Raw genomic sequence first — 20,800 nt, forward strand, 5'->3', positions numbered from 1 at the left:
GGCGGAGTTCCCGGTGCAGGCGGTCGCGGGTGAACTCGGTGACCAGTTGCTGACCGAAGCGGATGGCGCTGACGTGGCCGGAGCCGTAATGCAGCCAGACCATCTGCTGCCCGCCGGGAAGCGTGAGATTCGTCAGGTTACCGAGTGCGTCCCATGCATAGCTGAGTTCGCCGTTAACCCCGGACTCGCTCACCAGGCGGCCTGCCTCGTCACGGATGAAGGTAATTTCGTCAGTTTCGAGACCCAGTGTAACACCGTCAGCGGTCGGGGTCCGGACTATCCGCGTAACCCGGCCACTGCGGTCATGGTCATAGAGGTACGCCGCATGCCGGGTGCTGCGCCCGGTCAGCAGGCCGCTGTCGTCATGAGTGAACTGTTGTATACGCCGGGCAATACCGCCGTCTGCGGCAGGCCGGCCGTTCTCCTGAAGCACGCTCAGGAAGCCACGTACATCCCACTCCATCTGCCGGGAGGTGTCGTCCGGGCGCGTTTCGCTCGTCGGGTGTCCGGTCTCGTCATACGTGAAGCGGTACTCCCCGCCGTTGCCGTTTTCGAGTCGCAGCAGGTTACCGCGCGGGTCATAATGCCAGCGGCGGGTGCGCCCGATACGGTCGGTGAGGCTCACCGGCAGGCCGAGCGGGTTGTAATTCCAGCGCACCTCGCTTTCCAGCGGGTCGCGCCAGGCGGCAAGCTGGCCGCGTTCGTTCCACTGCAGCGTCTCGCGGCTGCCGTCCGGGTGAATGACGGTGGTGAGCTGCCCGGCAGCGTTCCATTCGCGACGGGTGACATTGCCTTCCGCGTCCTCGCTGCTGATTAACTGCCCGAAGCGGTCATAGCTGAAGCGGGTGACGCTGCCGGAACAGTCAGTCCTCTGTATAAGCAGTCCCTGGCGGTTCCACACCAGCCGCACCACGCCGCCGGTGGCATCGGTGATGCTGTCCGGCAGCGGTTCTTCATCATCCGGGTAGTGGTACGTGGTGGTGTTGCCTGCGGCGTCGGTTTCCGACAGCAGGCGGCCTTTAAGGTCGTACAGGCTCTGCTCTGACGTGCCGTCCGGATAGTCCGTGCGGGTGATACGGTCGGTCAGGCGGAACCAGTGGTACTGCGTGCGCCGCCCTGCCGGGTCGGTCTCCTGCGTCATGCGCCCGTATTTATCCCATGAGGACTGGCGCAGGGCACCGCCCGGCAGGATGACATCACACAGCTCGCCGTTGCGGTAAATAAAGGCAGTTTTCCGGCCGTCGAAATCCGTGAAGGCGGCGACGTTGTCATCGTCGTCAATCAGCCAGTGCGCCTGCGCCCCGTCATCGCGGATGGCACGGCGCGTGCCGTTGTCAAAATCGTACTCAAAAGTGAGCTGCTCGCCGCCGCTGTGACGGAACGCCGTGACGCGCGGCAGCCCGGCAATCTCCTGCCAGCGGTATTCGCTCACCAGCCCGTTCGCGTCCTCATGGGCGCGCATCAGGCCGTCCTCCTGCCAGCTAAAGTGGCGGCGCACGCTACCGCCCCGGCCCGTCACCGCCACCAGCTGCCGCCTGTCATCGTAAGCGTAACTGACGAGACAGATTTCGTCATCCAGCCAGGCGCCCGTCAGGCGGTCGCCGTCATAGCGGCAGACCACCCGCTGCCCGGCGCTGTCGGTCAGGGCATGCAGGGTGTGGTCGTCGTTCCATTCGAACAGAATATCGCTGCCGCAGGGCTCGGAGAGGCGCTGCAGCAGGGACGGCGAATCTTCATGAAGGGGTGCGTAGTGCCAGCGCTCGCCGCTGATATCATACACTGACCAGGTATCGTCCTGATGGTGCTCCAGCCAGCGCTTTTCCGCTTCGCAGTATGTACGCATGCCTTTCGGCACCAGCGGGAAGGAGATGTAGTCCCCTGTCGGGGCACGCCACACCAGGCCGTCCTGGTAACGCTCAAGGCGGGTTTCCCAGAACAGGTTCCAGCCGCGCCCCAGCACGCTGTCACCCGGGTTGCCGCTGCGCCAGTAGCGCTGCCAGCGCACGGGTAAACGCGATGACAGCACAAAGTCCAGCTCATCGTCGCCGCTGAGAAACTTCTGCCCGCTGACGATATCCACCGGGCGGGCGATAATTCCTGCTGCCGCCGTGGCGGTCATCAGCGTGCCGAAGCGGCAGGCGATGCGGCCGATTTTGCTGATACCCGGCAGTTTCGCCAGCAGTTTCCCCACCGCGCCTGGCTTCCCGGCCAGTCCGCCCCAGCCGCCTGCCAGCCCGGCAAACAGCAGGGTCAGGTCAGAAACTTTGTACAGCCATTCGGGTACTTCAGGCTGGATGGGCAGGGTCTGCTCCGGCTCACCGCCGATAAACACATTGCCGGAGCCGGTCATGACTTTTGCATCACAGGTGGTGCGGTCACCGAGGCGCGCGGCGGGCAGGCCGTTGATATACACCCGCGACGAGCCTTCGGCCATCTGCTGTGAGCCGTCATCATCGCACTCCACCATGCTGTCTGTGGCGATGGCGGCAGGCTTACCGTTGATAAAGACGTTGTGCGAGCCGGTGGTAATGACGCCTTTTTTCGTCATCTTCGCCGCCCCCGCCTCCGCGACGCTGTCCCGCGCGGCGGTGGCGAGTTCCCCGGTGTAATAACCCACCGCGAGGCTCGCGCCGACAAGCAGCACACCGACGCCCAGACACGACGCCCCGATGCCTGCAATCATCAGGGCACCGGCGGCGATACCGCCGACAGCGGCAATCAGGCCGCCGACAATCGTTCCGGCAATCATCCCGGCAAGCGCGCCGGAGTGGCCGATATCGTCCCCGAGGCGGGCAGCTTCAAACATCACACTATCCTTATTGTCAGGCGTGGAAACGGAAACTCTGCAGCAGTGAGCGCAGCAGTACGCTGTCGGCGTCCCCTAAAGCCCGGGTCGCGGACATCGTGAACACCAGAATCCGGTCAGCGGACGGGTTAAACACCNGATATTGAACGCCGGGGCATCCGCGCCGGGCGGAGTGAACACATTGACCGTGCGGTCCTGGTAGCTTTCAGGAAGGGTCACCTGCCCTTCGGTAAACAGGCAGGGCTGAGCGGGTTCTGACATAAAGTGCGTCCTGTCACGGGATTCAGAAAAGGGAATTTTCTCATACGATCTGGTGAAAAACCAGACGCGGGAATGCGTTTTCTCCCCTCCGGTAATGAGCCGGTAGTGGCGTAACTGCCCGCCAGTTTTCGAAAAAAGTCACTGGAGAACCGTAAGCGATACATACCGCAAATGTTCCGGCCCGGTGATTCACGGAAGAGGGTGGCCTCTGATTCACCTGCTAAATCCGTTTAAGACTTCTGGTTTTCAGGCCATGCCAGTGGCCTCGCCCGTTCTGGCGCAGCATTCGCCGGAACGGGCGCGCTTTTATCATTCATGTACTTTATGCGTCACCTCTGACAGATAGCCTAAGATTAACCCAGGCGGGAAACTGCGAAGCTTTGCAGTTTCCCTTTCCTCGTTCAGATTTTATCCATCAGATAACGATGCGCTTTTGACGCTGCGCTGGCCGCTTTAAAAATGTAACGTTTATCGTTTTTCAGTGCCTTCAGCCAGGAAGCAATATAACTCTCGTGCTGAACCTCGCCTTCTATTGCCAGATCCGCCATCAGAAAAGCGCTTCCCAGCCCGGCGATCAGCTCTTCAAACGTATAATCCTCACTGCCAAACTTCCCTTTCATTTCGCGGTTCAGACGGCTTTTTGCACCGCTCCAGTGGACCCGCTCATGCAGGCCTGTCGCATAAAAATTAGCAGCATCAGCAAACAGATGGCGGGCAGGTAAATAGATCTCATCTGTCGAGGGTCGAAAAAAAGCGTTTTGCCCTTTTTCAATAATGTTCGCCCCGCTGCTGCGAAAGAGATTCTCAGCCTGCGGTAACGGATCGAACTTAGCGGATGGGCAAGGCGTTTCAGTCGCCAGCGGCAAACCATCGATCTGATCGATATTGAAAACCGTAAACGTTTTTAACATCGGGATATGCTCAACTCCACCGGCATCGTTTTCTTTTTCCAGGGTGGTATAAAAAATCGCTGTTGTGCCGTGTTCGCCCCTGCGAACCTGTGCCCCTGCTGCCTGCGCCTGTTTGTATGTCATCCAGCAGGAATCACCAAATCCCTGTTTCGACGCACTGTACCAGAGCAGCATGATATTCATTCCGCTGTAAGCGACGCCGGTAGCGTAATTTGAGGGCAAGCCGGACATACCAGGCACCCGCTCCCATGGGCACGCCCACGGCTTAACCCCGGCTTCCAGTGCGGCCACAATGCTGTCGGTGACCGTCTGGTAAATATCGGCTCTGGAAAATTTCGTTTTTGAGGAGCCTGACTGGTCCAGCGGGGATACGCTGGTCGCCGCTGCGGTGTCAGGGGCGCTGGTCTAGGTATGCAGTGAAATAGTCATGATTTTTTCTCCGTCAGTGTGTGATTTTCGTCTTCGTATCGCCTGACGGTTCGCTTTCCCGGCATCGTTCTGTCACGCAAGGGCGCTGCAGGCGTGCCATTTACCCTTGCGGGACAGGTTGTGCCGGGAAACGATTAACCGGAAGCAGATACGGGGAACGAAAGGCACACGGGAGAAAAAATCTGACACTGCATAGACAGACTTAGCGCCCCTTGCTCCGCAGCGGTGAAATGGGGTTTGGGGTTGGGGGTTGGGATGTATGTAGTGTTATTCTTTCTCAGTGGAGCAGAGTCTTGAGTCAGACACATCTCTGTGACGTAGCATTTATGCTTTACGTAGGAATGAATATCATTCGTTTTGAAAACGTTCGTCTGATAAAAGGTTCGAGTGTAAAATTGGCATCGTAATACACAACAATAAGGACAGTTATGCTCTGTTGCCCTCCGTTCGGCTCATGAGCGCACTGCAGGAATACATACTCATGTGGTCAGAAAAATCAGCCTTAGTCGTAATAACATCACTTCGTTTTCTAAACAGACTGCTCAGTAGATTGGCCTGACGGCATTGAAGAGACTTTGCGTGCTTTTTGACTGTGAAATACACGATTTACTGCAAAAGGTTCCTGCTTCGCAGAATCGTACAGAGAAAAATTAATGACACTGATTAACTTAAAAGATCTCGAGGCCCATCTTTGGCATGCAGCCCATATCATCACCGGGCCTATCGATGCATCAGATTACAAAACGTACATTTTTCCAATCCTGTTCTTCAAGCGCATTTGTGATGTGTACGACGAAGAGTTTGCTGAGGCTATGGAGAGTGTTGGAGATACAGAGCTTGCCAAAGGCAAGATGTTTCACCGTATTCAGATACCTGAAAATTGTCATTGGCGCGATGTTTTCGCCGAGACCAAAGACATCGGTCAGGCCTTAAAAGACTCCTTCCGTGGTATAGAACTTGTAAACCCTAAACTACATGGCATTTTTGGGGATGCTAGTTGGACCAATAAAGAACGTCTTTCTGATGAGTTACTGGCTACGCTACTTAATCACTTCAATAAGGTGAATCTGGGCGTTACAAGTGTCCGCGATGATGATATGGGCCGCGCATACGAGTATCTGATCAAACGATTTGCAGACAAAGCGAACAAAAAAGCCGGTGAGTTCTACACCCCACGTACTATCGTTCGCTTGATGGTTAACATTCTCGATCCAAAAACTGGTGAAAGCGTTTACGATCCCGCTTGTGGTACCGGCGGGATGCTGCTCGAAACCATTCATCATGTGAAAGAAAACGGCGGAGACCCGCGCCTTTTAAAAATCAAAGGTCAGGAAAAAAACCTGACAACAGAAGCCATTGCACGGATGAACCTGTTCCTGCACGGTCAGGAAGATTTCGATATTGTTCGGGGTGATACGCTACGGGAACCTAAGTTTTTACAAAGCGATCGTTTAGAAACTTTCGATTGCGTTGTTGCCAACCCACCGTTTAGCTTAAAGGAATGGGGATACGATCTGTGGTCGAACGATCCCTATGGTCGTAAACAATATGGCCTGGCACCGAAAACAAACGGTGATTTTGCTTGGGTGCAGCATATGTTTGCTTCACTTAACGACAATGGGCGTATGGCTGTCGTATTACCTCATGGTGTGCTGTTTCGTGGTGGAGCTGAGCAGACAATTCGAACCAAATTGCTGCAAGAAAATCGCATTGTGTCGATTATTGGTGTCGCTTCCAACCTGTTCTACGGCACTGGTATTCCTGCTTGTATTTTAGTGCTGCGTAAATCTCGCCCGGCAGCGCATAGAGATCATGTTTTGATCATCAATGCGGAAGAAATCTATACCAAAGGGCGTGCGCAGAATACGCTGTCCAACAAGCAGGCCGATGACATATACCAAATCTATCAAAACCAGGCGCAACAGGGGCCGGATGCAAAAGAAATCGAAGGCGTTGCGCGCTGGGTACCTCTGAAGGAGATTGAAGAAAATGACTTCAATCTAAATATTGCTCGTTATGTGCAAAAGCCACTCGAAGAAGAAACCATCACTGTGGAAGAGGCGCTCAAAGATTTTCAACGGAAGCTGGCTGAGCTGGAAAAAGCAGAAGAGGAGTTGGAAGCCCTGCTTATCAAAGAAGGGTTCGAGGTATGAGTAATAAAAAGCTGGAAGAGTTGCTTTGGGGAGCTGCTGAGTTTCTTAGGGGCCAAATCGACGCATCAGACTACAAGCAGTATGTCTTCCCCTTGCTGTTTTATAAACGCCTGTCAGATGTCTATTTGGAAGAATTTAACGAAGCGATGGAGCTCCATGAAGGCGATGCCGAATATGCCGCTATGCCGATGTTTCACCGTTTCAACATTCCCTCTGAAGCAAGTTGGGAAAAGGTTCGCAATACCAGTAAAAATATTGGCGAGGCTATTCAAAATGCACTGCGCTTAATCGAAGCCAATAATCCACGTTTACACGGCGTTTTTGGTGATGCGCAGTGGACCAACAAAGAGCGCCTGCCCGATCATCTGCTGGCTGACCTGATTGAACACTTTAGTAAAATTCCGCTAGGCATTAAATCTGTCGCCCAGGATGATCTTGGTGAAGCCTACGAATACCTGATTAAAAAGTTCGCTGATGATTCCGGTCATACGGCAGCAGAGTTTTATACCAACAGAACAGTCGTGCATTTAATGACGCGCATTATGGGCTTAAAACCGGGTGAAACTGCCTATGATCCAACATGCGGCACTGGAGGGATGTTGCTAAATGCAGTGATGGATCTTCGTTCAAGAGGGGAAGAGTGGCGCTCTGTGCACCTTTATGGCCAGGAAGTGAACCTGCTGACTTCCGCTATCGCCCGTATGAATATGTTTCTGCACGATATTGAAGAGTTTGATGTGCTGCGCGGTGATACTCTGGCTGAGCCCAAATTTATTGAAAACGATCGGCTTAAGCAGTTTGATGTGATTTTTGCCAACCCGCCGTACTCCATCAAGAAATGGAACCGCGACAAGTTTGCTGCTGATCCATATGGGCGTAATCTCTATGGCGTGCCACCGCAGGGTTGTGCTGATTATGCGTTTTACACACATATTATCAAAAGCCTGAAGCCTGATACCGGTCGCGCTGCCATGCTCTGGCCACACGGTGTTCTGTTCCGTGATTCTGAACAAGCCATTCGTAAACAGGTGATTGAATCGGACATAATTGAAGCGGTGATTGGTTTGGGGCCGAACCTATTTTATAATTCTCCCATGGAGTCCTGCATTGTAATTTTACGTGCAAATAAGCCATTCAAATTAAAAAACAAGATACATTTTGTTAATGCGGCAAAACTATATCAGACATCAAATTCAAAAACTTTTCTTAGCGAAGAAAATATATCTGAGATACTCGAGTTATATGAAGATATTGATGTGGGGAATGAATTATCGAGATGTGTAGATATAGAGGAGATAGCTCAAAATGGCTACAGTCTATCAATTCCTCTATACATTAAAGCTAGCTCTTGTGAAGAAGAAAAAATGTCTACCTATAATTTGATAGAACAATGGCATGGCACGAAGGGAAGATTAAATCATGTCCACAGAAAATTGTTTGAGTTGTTGAAATGAGTATAGCGAAAAAAAATTATCGCCTTGGTGATCTAGCTTTCGAAGTTAAACGAAAACTTCCGACGTTCATGGAAAGTCATATTCAATGGTGTATAAGAGGGGAGGATTTTGATAGTGAATCCCTAAGATTTATTCGGAAGGGTAGCCTGATGGATGCAGGCCCAACATTCTTTCGACATTTTTTACCTGGGGATTTTTTGTACATGACAAGGAATCCAAGGCTAAAAAAAGGTGCTATTGCAGATTTTGAAGGGGTTGCTGCAAATACCACATTAATATTAAATCAAAAAACTTCAAAGGAATTTTATGATGGCCTTCTTCCTCATATAATGCAGTCAGAGTTATTTCATGCCTATGCAGAATCTGTTGCGGTTGGTTCAACAAATCTTTTTACTAAATGGATTGATTTAAAACGCTTCGAGTTTAGCTTGCCTTCTGTGCGAGAGCAGGAACGTTTAATAAAAATATTAGAAAAGGTTGTGGAATGTATTCATTTAACGGAAGATCTTGTAGAGCATTACTCACATCTTAAAGCCGCATTAATAAATTCTGTTATTACAGAAGATAAGGAATGTTCTGTTTCTATTAAGAATTTTTCGAACTCAGATCTAAAAAATGGTTATTCACCATTAGAGGATGCCTATAAATCAAATTATTGGAGCTTCTCTATATCTGCAGTGAGATCCGGAATTATAAATATAAAACAAGAGCATAAGAAGAAAGTATTTATTCCTGATGATATACAAGATAATTACCGTATTAAAAAAGACGATGTTTTTATCGTTCGTGGTAATGGTAATAGAGATCTTGTTGGTGTATGTGGAAGGGCTGAGAATGATATTCCAGGATATATCTATCCTGATATTTTAATAAAACTTGAAGTTGATACTAGTATATTCATTCCTGAGTTTTTTGTATATGTTTGGAATTCGGCGGTGGTTAGAAAACAAATTGATGCAATAGCACAAACCACTAATGGTACATATAAGATTAATCAAAAAGGAATATTGGGGATTAAGCTTCCCAAAATTCCGATTGCTGTGCAGAAAAAGTGCGTTGATAAATTTAATTTAATTGAGTCAGCTGAAGAAACCTTGCTGGAGAAACATCTGCATCTTAAAACCATCTATCAGCGATTGATAAATAACTTAATTTGTTGAGAGGGATTTATGTTTAACGAACAAACCGTCACAGAAAATGGAATTATCGACCGTTTAAAAGGTTTAAGCGGAGTCAAGTGGACTTACTGCCACGGTGAAAACCTGCCTAAACAAGCGCAGGATATCTTCGTTGATGAGTGGCTAAAAGACGCGCTTTGTTCGTTAAACCCTGATATCGGCAGACAGCCTGACTATGCCGATGAGGTCATTTACAAACTGCGAGGAGTGGTTTTAGAAGCCCGTCATACCGGTTTGGTAAAGGCCAATGAAAACTTCCAGGAATGGTTGATGGCTGAAAAAACCTTGCCCTTTGGCGAGAATGGCGACCATATCACCATCAATCTGATTGATTTTGACAATATAGAGAACAACCACTTTGTGGTGGCACAGCAGGTGCACTATATCGCGGCCACTGAAGTCTATTTTGATATTGTCCTGTATGTGAATGGTATACCACTGGTAGTGGGCGAAGTTAAAACTGCCACGCGCCCCAGCGTGACCTGGCAAGACGGTGCCGCTGACTTCATGGGTGGCAAAAAGTACTATTGGAAAAATGTTGAATCTTTCTTTGTCCCTAACTTGTTGTGTTTTGCCAGCGAAGGTAAAACCTTTGCCTATGGTGCAATTAATGCCCGAGTTAAAGACTGGGGGCCCTGGCATAATACTGAGCTTCGTGATGAGATTCTGCCGGGCTTGGCGTCGGTACTCAACAGCTGTGAGAGTTTGTTAAATCCACAAACCTTATTGCAGTTATTGGAATCTTTTGCATTATTTTCAACCGTCAAAACGGGCAAAAATACTCCGCCTAAACGCGTTAAAATCCTGCCGCGTTACCCGCAATTTGAAGCAGCAAAACAAATCGTTGAACGTGTTCGCAGAGGCTATCCAAAAAAAGGTCTGATTTGGCATTTCCAGGGATCGGGTAAATCCTTGTTGATGCTTTACGCTGCTAAAATGCTGCGTGCCGATAATGCGTTAAAAAACCCAACGGTACTTATCGTTGTGGACCGGCGAGATCTGGACAGCCAAATTAATGAAACTTTTGGTGGAGCCGACGTTAAGAATCTGATTAAAGTGCAAAGCTGCAAAAAGTTGGGCCAATATATTGAGCAAGACAGCCGTGGCATTTTAATCACCACCATCTTTAAATTTAAAGATATCGAAATTGACGATAGCAACCCCAATGGCCTGAACAACCGTGACAACATCATTGTGTTGGTTGACGAAGCTCACCGTACCCAGGAAGGTGGGTTAGGCGAGAAAATGCGCTGGGCGTTGCCGAATGCCCACTTCTATGGCCTGACTGGTACTCCGATTTCTGGCATTGATCGTAATACATTCAAGTTGTTCGGTGCCGAAGAAGATCCAGGTCGCTATATGAGCCGCTATAGCTATAAGCAGTCGATCCGGGATGGCGCGACTAACCCGGTGAAGTTCGAACCTCGGCTGGCTGAACTCCGAGTGGATCGTGATGCTATAAACGAAGAGTTCGAGCAACTGGCTACCGAAAACAACCTGGATGAAGAAGAAAAGGCAGCATTGTCCAGACGTGCCGGCAAGCTGGCTATTATGCTGAAATCTCCCAGACGTATGGCTGCGGTGAGTAATGATATTGTTGAGCATTTTACCAGCCATGTTATGCCGAAAAAGATGAAAGGCATGGTTGTGGTATACGATCGCGAAGCCTGCGTACAGATGTATTACCTGCTTAGGGAAAAGCTTGGTTTTGATGCGGTTGAAGTGGTTATGAACGTTGACCAGGCTCCGGTTAAAGCTGAAGAGGGTGGTAAAAAAGATAAGCTTAACAAGGACTGGCTCAAATGGCATGACGAATTGGAGCTACCTGTTAAACAAGCCGATTTCGAACGCTGGCAGCACATTGATGCGGAAGAGCAGGTACAGAAGGATCTGATTGAGTGCTTTAAAGATCCTGTGCATCCGTTACAGCTTATCATCGTTACCGCCAAGCTGCTTACGGGCTTTGATGCACCAATTTGCTACTGTATGTACCTCGATAAGCCTCTACGCGATCATACTCTTCTTCAGGCCATGTGCCGAACCAACCGGTTGTACGAAACCGATGATGTACGCAAGGACATGGGATTAATTATCGACTATCTCGGCGTTTTCGAAAATCTGCGTACCGCTCTGGCCTATAATCCTGAAGAAATTGAAGGGGTTGTAGAAGGAATTGAGGCATTTAAAGAGTTATTGCCGTTACAACTGAATAAATGTCTGTCCTTCTTCCCTGGTGTGGATCGTTCTGTAGAAGGTTTTGAAGGCATTATGGCTGCGCAAGAATGCCTGCCAACCAACGAGAAACGTGATGAATTTGCTGCCAGCTTTGGGGTGTTATCCAAGCTATGGTCGGCCATTAACCCAGATCCTTTCTTAAGCCCGTATCGTCAGGACTATAAGTGGCTAGCGGAAATTTATGAATCGGTACGGCCAGTTGGCCAGACAGGTGCGCTTGTTTGGGCTGCGCTTGGTCCTGAAACTATCAAGATGATCCATGAGCATACTGATATCAATCGTATTCGTGATGACATCGACGAGTTGATCATGGATGAGCACGCCATTTTTACCCTGACCGCTAAAGAACAGGAACAACGCGCCAAACGCTTAGAGATTGATCTTATGGGGCGTTTGCGTGGTAGCCATGATCCTAAATTTGTGGCATTGGGTGAGCGTCTGGAAAAACTGCGTCAGGACTATGAAGCTGGTGTTATCAAGGCTATCGACTGGTTGAAAGGTCTATTGGATGCTGCGAAAGATACCGTTCAAGCCGAGCGCGAAACGGGCGAGCGCCCAGTAACTGAAGCGGATAATAAACAAGCACTAACGAAGCTTTTTCTGGAAACCCGCCCGGAGACTACTCCTAAGTTAATTGGTGATGTCGTTGAGCAAATCGATAAAATCGTCAAAGCCACCCGCTTTGATGGCTGGCAAACTTCCAACAGCGGCCCGCGTGAAATCCAAAAGGCATTATTGCTGACTCTCGCACAGTTTGGCTTAGGAAAAGATAAAGAATTATTCCAGAAGGCTTATGGGTATATACAGGAACATTATTAATATTGCTCAATTGATTGACTCAGTACCCAATCCAGACTTAGGGATATAGTTTTGATATTCAATCAAAAAATGGGGCTATCTGCGGGTCTTGACTCGATGAAAAGTACAGTTTTATGATGGGTTTCAATTCAATAAAAAACTGAATGCAACCGAGTCCGAGGTGTGGCTTTCATTGATCTGCACACCGACAGCAAAGCCGGATGTAAAAAGGCCCGGCTAGTCGGGCCCTGAATTTAGGACAGAAGGATTCGCCTTCAGGTACCTTTTCAAAGGCTAACATGGTTAAAAAACAGCCTTAACGTACAATAATTTTCGATATCCAAACTGCCTCCTACATGGAACACCCTTAATTAAGGGCGTCAGCGGCAGGAGTTACTTACTCAGGAGGCTGAGTGCTGACTGAATTGCAGCAGGAAGCGCGGGTAGTGCACCGGCTACGGTCACGACATTGGCAACATCTCCGAGCAGAGCGGAAATTCTGTCGCCAAACTGGCTTCCTGAACCCGATTTGATTTCTTCCTTATACTCAGGCGCGATGACGGCAAGTCCGGGCGTGGACTGTACCGCATCCATAACAGATTCGACACCCGAAATAAAATATGACTCAAGCGCTTCCTGTATCTGTGTCAGCTGCTTAAGTAACATTGTTTTCAGCTGACGGCAGCTCAGAATGACGTATCTCCTCGCGAAGCTCCGTGATTCTGTTCAGCACGGAATCAATTTCATTCGTGTCGATTGTTGAATGTGCGCCGCGCGTTTCAAACAAATCTGACAGAGTCCCCAACTCATACAGGGTTCGTTCATCAATATGCCGGATGAACGTATTCCAGGATTCATTAAAGTTTTGCGCCGTAAAAGCAGTTCTCACGCAGGCTTCCCAGTGTGTGGATTTTCCCCGTAGTGATGAAAAATTGTTCTCCCTCACCTGTATTATGCGCTCGGACAATGCCATCACCTGCCACAGCCGGATAAGAATATGGTGTTCCGCATAGTGATTGATGTGTAACAGCTTCTTCTACACAGCCCGGCAATTTTGATCAGGGTTATTTCGCTTACCTTCTTCAAGAATACCCAGCAAGCGCTGCGCCGGATTATCAATCTTCAACTCAGCCATTTCCTATACCATTAAATTTACAGCTATTTTATCCAGTCTTCCATTGTCAGTCCCGGCACCCGCTCAAACTCCCGCGTATTATTGGTCACCAGCACGGCGCCAGCGGCCATGGCGTGCCCGGCAATCGCCGTGTCGTTGGGACCAATCGGCGTGCCGGCCAGCCGCAGCGCCACCTTAATGTCGGTAGTGGCGTCGACCGCGGCGCGATCCCAGGGCAGGATGGCATCGAGGCGGGCGCAGAACGCGTCAACCAGCTGAATGTGGCGCGGCGAGGCCTTCGGGCCGGTGGCGCCGAAACGCATTTCCGCATAAGTGATGGCCGACACTACGATACGGTGGTTACGCAGCACGGCCTGCTCCAGGCGCTTCAGTACGGCTTCCGGCTGCTCGCGCATGATGAACGAGCAGATGCACGTGTCGAGCATATAGGTCTTGTTCACAGGTCAAACCGTCCTTCGTCGCTGACAATGTCCTCACGCTCCGCCATAAAGTCCGCATCAGCCTTTTCCAGGCTGGCGAACGAACCCCATGTCGGCCGGACGGGACGCAGGATGATGCTGTCCCCTTCCCGGACAATTTCCAGCTCGCTCACCCCCTCAAAATCCAGATCGCGGGGCAAACGGATGGCGCGGTTGTTGCCATTTTTAAAAATGGATACGGTTCTCATAACTCTCTCCCGAGCAGATGTGGATATGTGGAACATATCCGGAATGAATTCAGGGCACCGGGTGTGCGCATATGCTAAGTATAGGCAGATGTGTTGCATATGTATAGGGTCACCATATGCAGATGCGCGGCATATGAATAGGAATGACCTATGCTGACGTCTCTCTTTTTCCGCTCAGATCCGAAAAAAGGTAATCCCGGATCCATCAGTTTACCCTGCAGCAAGACAGTCCAAAGTCACACAAGCAGAACAAATAAAAAACACATTGACTACAAAGCACGCACTCATTAACCTGTAAATGATACTGTAAATTACTATCATTTGTATTATCTCTAAAGGAGTTAGCGATGCTGCAACACAGTATGAAAAGTACCTCCCTGCATTCCCCGCTCGAAGTAGCCTCACTAGAGGCAATTATGAATTATCAAAATACTGATGTACTGCTGAAATTCAGAAAAGAATGGGATGTCAGCCCGGAAGAAGCTGAACTCATTTTCGCTGAAACCAAGAAATTTATATGGCTTGCTTCAGCTTCTCTCAGGGAATGTTTCAACATTAAAGTGCACGAGCAGTTCACCATTATTGACGAGATGTGGCATACATTCATTCAGTTCACAGATGCCTATACCAGCTTCTGTGAGGAATATCTTGGCGGATATCTTCATCACTACCCCAGCACGAATGACATGATGCGAAAGGAACTAAAGCATGTTAATGAGACGGGAATAACTTACAGAGATTACCGTTATAACGAATATGTAAATCAGATTCAGCGTATAGAGCGTTCTTTAGGCGCTGAAACCGTTGCCACCTGGTATGGTCAATTTGCTGTTAAATACAGCATGGAAAATTTAAACGCCCTGAGAAAGCCACTCATATCGTCCACTGACGATACGTACATAAAAAAAATCACACCTTTACTTGATATGCCGGCTGATAAATTCATTAAAATAATAATGAAGATTGACGTATGGACTGGACCCGCATCAGTTTGTGGCTGCAGTGGAAAAGGGTGTGGCGCAGGATGTTCCTGTAATTCGCGTTGATTAATGGACTGATAAAGCCCATGTGAATGGGCTTAAAGGAACTATTTTGAATTATATTGAAAAATATATTCTTGGTTACTGCCGTGGAATGCTGATAAGCATATTTTTTATATCAGCCGCCAGCAGTGCTTTGTTTGTCATGTTTGGTTTGTTAATTAAAAGCGTGGTTGACAACAAAGAATCCCTGGCCGATTCAACGATGCTGGTTATTTTTTCATCCTGTTTTCTTGCAATACGATTTTTTATGCCTCTTGGCTACAGTTTATGTGAGTTCCTTACACAGAGATTAAATATCAGGCTGAGCTATACTCTACGTGCAAACATTATTGACAGGATACTGACATCGCAGAGTGACAGTTTTAGCGAAAAAAAACCAGGCGAAATTAACAAAGTGTCTGAAAGTATGATTACGTCTGCCACCACGCTTACCCGGACAATATGCACAGACATAATACCGCTGTTAATTCAGCTGGCCACGATAGTAGTCACTATTGCAGTTTCAGTTAACTACATCATCTCAATCGAATTTCTGATGATGATGCTCACGTACCTGTATTTTGTCATCAGAATGACTCAACGCAGACTTCCGATGATGAGAGCGGTAGCCATAACGGCAAAAAAGGTGTCTGGCGGGATGTTTGATCTCATGCATTTGCTGCCCGTTGATAAGTCATTTCACACCACAGACAAGAGCAGAGCTAGGTTCATGAACTTCGTGAACGATAATATTTCGAAACAAGTAGCGGTACGTAATGAGTTCTTCTTTTTCGGCATTAGCTCAGCTCTCCTGTCGGTTCTTTTCTGTGGGATCATATTATTCTCTGTCTATGTGCTGATTCAAAACGGCAATATTACCAGCGGTAGTCTGGTAATGGTCGCTACTTTCTTGTTCCAGATATTCCTCCCAATGAACCAGGCCGGATTTCTTTTCCGCCAGATTAAAATGGCCCGGGCTGATATTGATTTATATTGCACCGAAACAGAGGATATTATCCCCTCAAATACCCGGCCGTCTCCCTTGCCCCTGGAGCAGGAAAAAACATACGTACGCATCAGGAATGGCCTTTTTGATACAACCATTGCCCTGAACAAGGGTGAGGTTACGTTTCTTGTTGGGCCGAATGGGTCAGGAAAATCAACCTTCGGAAGGGTACTCTCCGGCAACAGAAACAGTAGCGATACCCTGTTCGAGATAAACGGCAATGTATGTGACAGCACTGAGTTGCCGTATCCAAATGTACTGTATGTGCCACAGGACATTGAGCTCCTGCCCGGCACTGTAGAGGATAATATCTCTCACTTTTCTGACAGCACTCACCTCAGTGCGATCACTGAATGGCTGAAGAGGTTCGGGTTCGATAAGCCGCTCGACCATGTTATCCGTGGTTTCGGCAGTAATCTGTCAGGTGGCCAGAAGCAGAAGTTAGGCGTCATGCTCTCATATGGCAAGCCGTACAGCCTCATCGTGTTTGATGAGCCAACCAAAGGGTTTGATGAATCCGGAGTAAATGCCTTTCGTGAATATCTGTCGCATGAGACCCGAGACAAATATGTACTGGTGATAACACACGACGAGCGGTTACTGGGGTCGTGTTCTGATACCAGTATTGTACGAATGAACAACAGCAAGGAGCTGGCCTGTGAATAATTTCATCAGCCACGATATTATGGAAAAATTTCGCCGCGAACATTTTCAAAAATCGCCTTTTGTACTGACAGGTGTCGACGCCAGTAGGCTGGTGAGCTGGCCGGCATTAAACAAGACACTGGAGAAGGACATTCTTCATTACCCCAGAGTAAGGCTTGCCAATGATAACTGGCCGGAAATGAGGGGCTATGGAGGGTTTGTCAGATATTCCTACAGCCAGTCCGGAGACAGGACGCCCCACATCAACAGACACCAGTTATATAAATGCTTACGCGAAGGAGCAACGCTTGTTCTTGATCGTTGCCAGGCGTTTTTTGACTCAGTGGATCACATGAGGCAATGGTTGTGCTCTCAGCTTGAGTGTTCATGTAGCGCCAACCTGTATGCAGCCTTTACGCCGACGCCCAGTTTTGGCCTCCATTTTGATAACCATGATGTCCTTGCTGTACAGATTGAAGGTATTAAACGATGGACAGTACATAAGCCGACATATTCATACCCTCTGGAGCATGAGCGTAGCTTCGACTTTATTGCACCCAAAACGGAGCCAGATTATGTATTTGATGTTGAGCCAGGCCAGGCAATCTACCTCCCCGCAGGGTACTGGCATAACGTCTCAACCCAGACCAGGCGTTCTCTTCACGTTTCCTACACAATAATAAGACCCCGGCGTCTGGATATATTCAGAAGTTTACTTGATGAATTATCAGGTAATGAATACGTTCGCGCCCCCATTGAATTTGGAGACAGGCTCTCGGATGATACTGCTCTTCGGGAGTTGATTAACGAGGCAGTAAAGAAGTTTGATATACAGCTTAACGAAACGATGTTAAAAATCCAGTGTAACGCTCCTGCCTATAAGCATATTAACCTGGAATTGCTTGATTAATTTAACAGAGGGAGGAAACCTCCCTTTATAGTTCTTCAAAAGTAACGAACTGTAGTTTCCATCCTCCGTTAACCATAATCCAGTTTTCAACAAATCCGATATGCACTGTACCGTCGTCGTTATCTAATGCTGCTTTACCAGATACACATGCAATACCTTTGAATTCCCGAATTTCAATATCATACTCCCTTCTCGTTAACGATAAGATCTTTTGTTCTGCAGGGCGCATGCTTACCTTACGTAACTGGTGTTTCTTATAAATCACTTTCTGGCCATTGGTGGATATAAACCATTCAGTCTCAAGATAGTCCAGCTGTTCTGCGTTTCCGGTATAAAATGCGTTATACCATTCCTTACGCATCAGATTTAAGTCAGCCTTGAAGCTCATATTATTTTCCTTAGATCTAATTCCTCTTCAATTTTTTCAGCAGCACCCCGTAGTGACAGAATTGCGTCGTCGATAGCCATATTATAAACAGACGGAATGAGTTTCTTGAGCAATTCGTCAAGCAGGGCTTCAGATTCAAACTGCCCAAGGTGAAGGTCATGTTCAGCCATCATGTGTGAGGTGATTGATTCTGTAAGGTCGTTATAAATATCTTTGTTTAATTCTGGCATACGTATATTTCCCTCTCCACTGCGGACCGCATTCACTGTATGGTTATATTGTACTGCTGACTGCATTTATATGATATCAGAACCCGCAGAATAGAATACAGCAGTATGGTTCCGGCAAACATCTCTCCTGCTTAGGCTATAACAGGCAGGTCTTCATAGATAACCCCCTGATGGAGGTTCGTAATGGCATCATGACTGAAATAGTGTACATTCCCTTTACAGAGCCCGTCATGGTGCCATAACCTCACAAAATGTGTTGCTGCCTGATTTTACATTTATAACATAAAAGTGATTTTTTATTGCTTAAGAAGCAATAATCTACTAAAGGCAATAATCTTTCCCTATTAGTGCATTTCAAGCATCAGTGCTTCTCTTCTCTACCAAGATCCGAAAACCCCAAGATCCGGATCTGGTTTTACCCTCCCACGCACCGCCGCCTGCCGACACAACATATGGCGTCAGTTTCATCTGAGAACCACACCAGATATTGTGTTTTGCTCTCCCACCGTGACATGGCGTGCAGGGACAAAAAAGGCCGCTTTGCTTATTTCTCCACCGTGGTACGCTTCCGAAAGGCCCTGAATACGTTAAAAAATCGGATCACCGACAAATGTCCATCCAGTAATTCCATTAGTAACTATTAGCATAATAACCTGGAGCATAAATATTTATACGTATCCATATTGAGTCAAAATGGATGCAATGATTTTAATAAAATACTTAAAGAAGGCATCTGCTTATTTTCCCCGGCATATCATCCGCTGCATCTATCAGGAATTCAGGTTGAGACATGGCAAAAATTCAGGCACGAAACGTGGAAGATGCGCTTTATCAGCGTATTGAGCAGTCAGCAATGAAAAATGAGCGTTCGCCAGAAGGAGAGATCCGTATGGCGCTGGCGGCGGCCTATCCCCCTCCCCACCAATCCGGGCCACTCTTATCAGAGCGCACCCGCTGGCAGCAGGACACCGGCCAGCGCCTGCGCTGGCTGTTTGACCGGCTGATGGCAGATAATTATTTTCGGGAGTATGCCGCAGCCAGACCAGTAAATACATTTGACTTGGTGCGCATGGCCAGAATACTGGATACCTCCCCAGGCCTTCTGATGGATATTATGGAGGGGTGTCAGGAGCTGACTTTTCCGCTCGCAGATGCGATAGCCCGAAACTTTGACGCCTCGGCCGACTGGCTGCTGGGCGGCCAAGGGGAGCCTTTCCCGACGGTCAGTCTGGGCATGGACTATCACGAATTCTTCTTGCCGACCGGCGAAGATGCCCGCTATGTCTTTGAGTTCATCCGGATCAGTAAAGGACTCCACGAGGGCACGTTGCTCTGCCTGCGTATTCATCCTGAGACGGGGCGTATGGCACTGGGCGCGGTGACTGCGGAGTTTAAGCTATGTAAGGACGGCTCAGGCGGAACCGGTCACGGAAAGTTGTTGGCCTTTATGCTATTTCTGAAAGAGCACTGCGCGCACTACCCTATGAATTCGTTTGACTGGGAGCCAGGCGAACCCAGCTTTGATTTCTGGTCAGTGGTCGGGCAGCATCACCCCGTGTATTTTCAGGATTTTCGGCACCGCACGACGGCCGGATGGCTGCAGCAGCTGTTTAGCGGCCAGGATCCGGATGGCTGGTTCAACGGCTGGGAATCTGACCTTAAAGAAATCAGGAACGCGCCTTTTGGAGGCCGCGAGAAAGTCAGCGCAAATGACTGAGTGACTGAGGCCACAGGAGCGCAGACGGTATGAACCTTTTAGCCCTGCACGCATTTGGGGATTCGCCTGCGATTAATGTCGCCCCCGCAAAGATGGGGGCATTTCTATTGATGACCATCCTATCTTTTGTGGTCCATATAAAAATCCGGGTCTGTCTGCGGGTCTTGACTCGATGAAAAGTACAGTTTTATGATGGGTTTCAATTCAATAAAAAACTGAATGCAACCGAGTCCGGGCACCACTATTCAGAGAACCCGCCCTTGTGGCGGGTTTTTGCTTTCTGGTATCTCTGATTTAAGAAGTTAGCCTAAAAGTCTTCCCGGTACGTTTTGATTTATCTTTCAGTATCCGGAAAAAAAGGGGTCAGGTTGGGGGGCTTCAGTTCGACGAACGGAGTGGCTCCTGGGTTAGCTGATTCCCGCATACGCTCAGCGAAACCTATCAAGCTTACTGATGCTCCTGGTCTGTACCTACTTGCTCACGGCCGTGGTACTATCGCTATAGCTTCAACGACAAAGAATCCCATTGATCAAATCCGCACTCTCAGGCAAATCGCCATGGCCTGGCACTTCAGCAACCTTATCATTTGTCTGAGAGGCTCGCCTACAAAATTCTCGCCTGCCTAAAGCGCTATGTGTTTCTAATTTAAATTTCTGGCGAGCTGAAGCAACTGGTGACCCTGGTGATCCCTTCCCAATATCGATGCCAGGTACTGTTTTCAGGGAGGAGTGATCCTACCCGCCAATAGTGGACACGGGACTAAGTGAGTAAACTCTCAGCCAGAGGTAGCTCATGACCAAATCAGCCACAACCAGCAACAAGCCCCGCAAGCAACACACGCCCGAATTTCGCCAG

General features: G+C 48.7%; 17 protein-coding genes. 8 read left to right on the forward strand and 9 right to left on the reverse strand.

Annotated elements, in window-relative coordinates:
• The 3 genes from ACTU3N_RS08280 to ACTU3N_RS08290 all read right to left on the reverse strand — a co-directional run.
• The coding region (locus tag ACTU3N_RS08280; RefSeq protein ID WP_443085653.1) for a PAAR domain-containing protein at positions 1-2,806 on the reverse strand (2,806 nt) is incomplete at its 3' end.
• A gap of 75 nt (positions 2,807-2,881) precedes the next feature.
• The gene (locus ACTU3N_RS08285) at positions 2,882-3,067 is read right to left on the reverse strand and encodes a DcrB-related protein (RefSeq protein ID WP_443085654.1); all 186 of its coding nucleotides are present in this window, start codon (positions 3,065-3,067) and stop codon (positions 2,882-2,884) included.
• A 401-nt stretch (positions 3,068-3,468) separates the two neighbouring features.
• The gene (locus tag ACTU3N_RS08290) at positions 3,469-4,341 is read right to left on the reverse strand and encodes an ArdC family protein (protein WP_443085668.1); all 873 of its coding nucleotides are present in this window, start codon (positions 4,339-4,341) and stop codon (positions 3,469-3,471) included.
• A gap of 719 nt (positions 4,342-5,060) precedes the next feature.
• Here ACTU3N_RS08290 and ACTU3N_RS08295 point away from each other — a divergent pair.
• Genes ACTU3N_RS08295 through ACTU3N_RS08310 form a run of 4 tightly spaced genes read left to right on the forward strand, consistent with a single transcriptional unit; the run spans position 5,061 to position 12,246 of the window.
• Positions 5,061-6,560 carry a type I restriction-modification system subunit M gene (locus ACTU3N_RS08295; RefSeq protein ID WP_443085655.1) on the forward strand — a complete coding sequence of 500 codons (1,500 nt, stop codon included), beginning with the start codon at positions 5,061-5,063 and terminating at the stop codon, positions 6,558-6,560.
• Positions 6,557-8,014: a type I restriction-modification system subunit M gene (locus tag ACTU3N_RS08300; RefSeq protein ID WP_443085656.1), complete on the forward strand. Its 1,458-nt coding sequence runs from the start codon at positions 6,557-6,559 to the stop codon at positions 8,012-8,014. Before ACTU3N_RS08295 ends, ACTU3N_RS08300 begins: the two co-directional genes overlap by 4 nt.
• A complete protein-coding gene (locus tag ACTU3N_RS08305; RefSeq protein ID WP_443085657.1) occupies positions 8,011-9,174 on the forward strand; it encodes a restriction endonuclease subunit S in 1,164 nt (387 codons plus the stop codon). Before ACTU3N_RS08300 ends, ACTU3N_RS08305 begins: the two co-directional genes overlap by 4 nt.
• A gap of 9 nt (positions 9,175-9,183) precedes the next feature.
• On the forward strand, positions 9,184-12,246 hold the full coding sequence (locus tag ACTU3N_RS08310; RefSeq protein ID WP_443085658.1) for a type I restriction endonuclease subunit R: 3,063 nt from the start codon (positions 9,184-9,186) through the stop codon (positions 12,244-12,246).
• Positions 12,247-12,618: 372 nt separating this feature from the next.
• Here the strand turns inward: ACTU3N_RS08310 and ACTU3N_RS08315 are convergent, their stop codons facing one another.
• From ACTU3N_RS08315 to vapB, 4 genes are all read right to left on the reverse strand, one after another.
• Entirely contained in the window at positions 12,619-12,891 is a 273-nt protein-coding gene (locus ACTU3N_RS08315; protein WP_443085659.1) for a hypothetical protein, read from the reverse strand.
• Entirely contained in the window at positions 12,881-13,192 is a 312-nt protein-coding gene (locus ACTU3N_RS08320) for a hypothetical protein (RefSeq protein WP_443085660.1), read from the reverse strand. The genes ACTU3N_RS08315 and ACTU3N_RS08320 overlap by 11 nt, the downstream gene beginning before the upstream one ends.
• A 191-nt stretch (positions 13,193-13,383) precedes the next feature.
• Positions 13,384-13,800 carry a type II toxin-antitoxin system VapC family toxin gene (locus ACTU3N_RS08325; RefSeq protein WP_443085661.1) on the reverse strand — a complete coding sequence of 139 codons (417 nt, stop codon included), beginning with the start codon at positions 13,798-13,800 and terminating at the stop codon, positions 13,384-13,386.
• Positions 13,797-14,027, reverse strand: coding sequence for a type II toxin-antitoxin system VapB family antitoxin (gene vapB / locus ACTU3N_RS08330; RefSeq protein ID WP_107224610.1), 231 nt, complete (start codon positions 14,025-14,027; stop codon positions 13,797-13,799). Before vapB ends, ACTU3N_RS08325 begins: the two co-directional genes overlap by 4 nt.
• A gap of 347 nt (positions 14,028-14,374) precedes the next feature.
• On the opposite strand from vapB, the gene ACTU3N_RS08335 reads away from it, so the two are divergent.
• From ACTU3N_RS08335 to ACTU3N_RS08345, 3 genes are read left to right on the forward strand one after another with little or no spacing between them, the layout of a single operon-like run.
• Positions 14,375-15,073, forward strand: a complete 699-nt coding sequence (locus ACTU3N_RS08335; RefSeq protein WP_443085662.1) for a hypothetical protein — start codon at positions 14,375-14,377, stop codon at positions 15,071-15,073.
• Between the two features lie 46 nt (positions 15,074-15,119).
• Positions 15,120-16,721, forward strand: a complete 1,602-nt coding sequence (locus ACTU3N_RS08340; RefSeq protein ID WP_443085663.1) for an ATP-binding cassette domain-containing protein — start codon at positions 15,120-15,122, stop codon at positions 16,719-16,721.
• A complete protein-coding gene (locus ACTU3N_RS08345) occupies positions 16,714-17,610 on the forward strand; it encodes a JmjC domain-containing protein (RefSeq protein WP_443085664.1) in 897 nt (298 codons plus the stop codon). Before ACTU3N_RS08340 ends, ACTU3N_RS08345 begins: the two co-directional genes overlap by 8 nt.
• Positions 17,611-17,635: 25 nt before the next feature.
• Here ACTU3N_RS08345 and ACTU3N_RS08350 read toward each other — a convergent pair whose 3' ends face one another.
• Positions 17,636-17,998, reverse strand: a complete 363-nt coding sequence (locus ACTU3N_RS08350; protein ID WP_443085665.1) for a hypothetical protein — start codon at positions 17,996-17,998, stop codon at positions 17,636-17,638.
• Positions 17,995-18,228, reverse strand: coding sequence for a DUF2164 family protein (locus tag ACTU3N_RS08355; protein ID WP_443085666.1), 234 nt, complete (start codon positions 18,226-18,228; stop codon positions 17,995-17,997). The genes ACTU3N_RS08350 and ACTU3N_RS08355 overlap by 4 nt, the downstream gene beginning before the upstream one ends.
• A gap of 790 nt (positions 18,229-19,018) precedes the next feature.
• Between ACTU3N_RS08355 and ACTU3N_RS08360 the strand changes: the two genes are divergently transcribed.
• Positions 19,019-19,945 carry a hypothetical protein gene (locus tag ACTU3N_RS08360; protein ID WP_443085667.1) on the forward strand — a complete coding sequence of 309 codons (927 nt, stop codon included), beginning with the start codon at positions 19,019-19,021 and terminating at the stop codon, positions 19,943-19,945.
• The last annotated feature ends 855 nt before the right edge of the window (positions 19,946-20,800 follow it).

This window comes from Vagococcus sp. WN89Y (genome assembly GCF_052220145.1).
In the GTDB taxonomy this organism is placed as follows: Bacteria; Pseudomonadota; Gammaproteobacteria; order Enterobacterales; family Enterobacteriaceae; genus Kosakonia.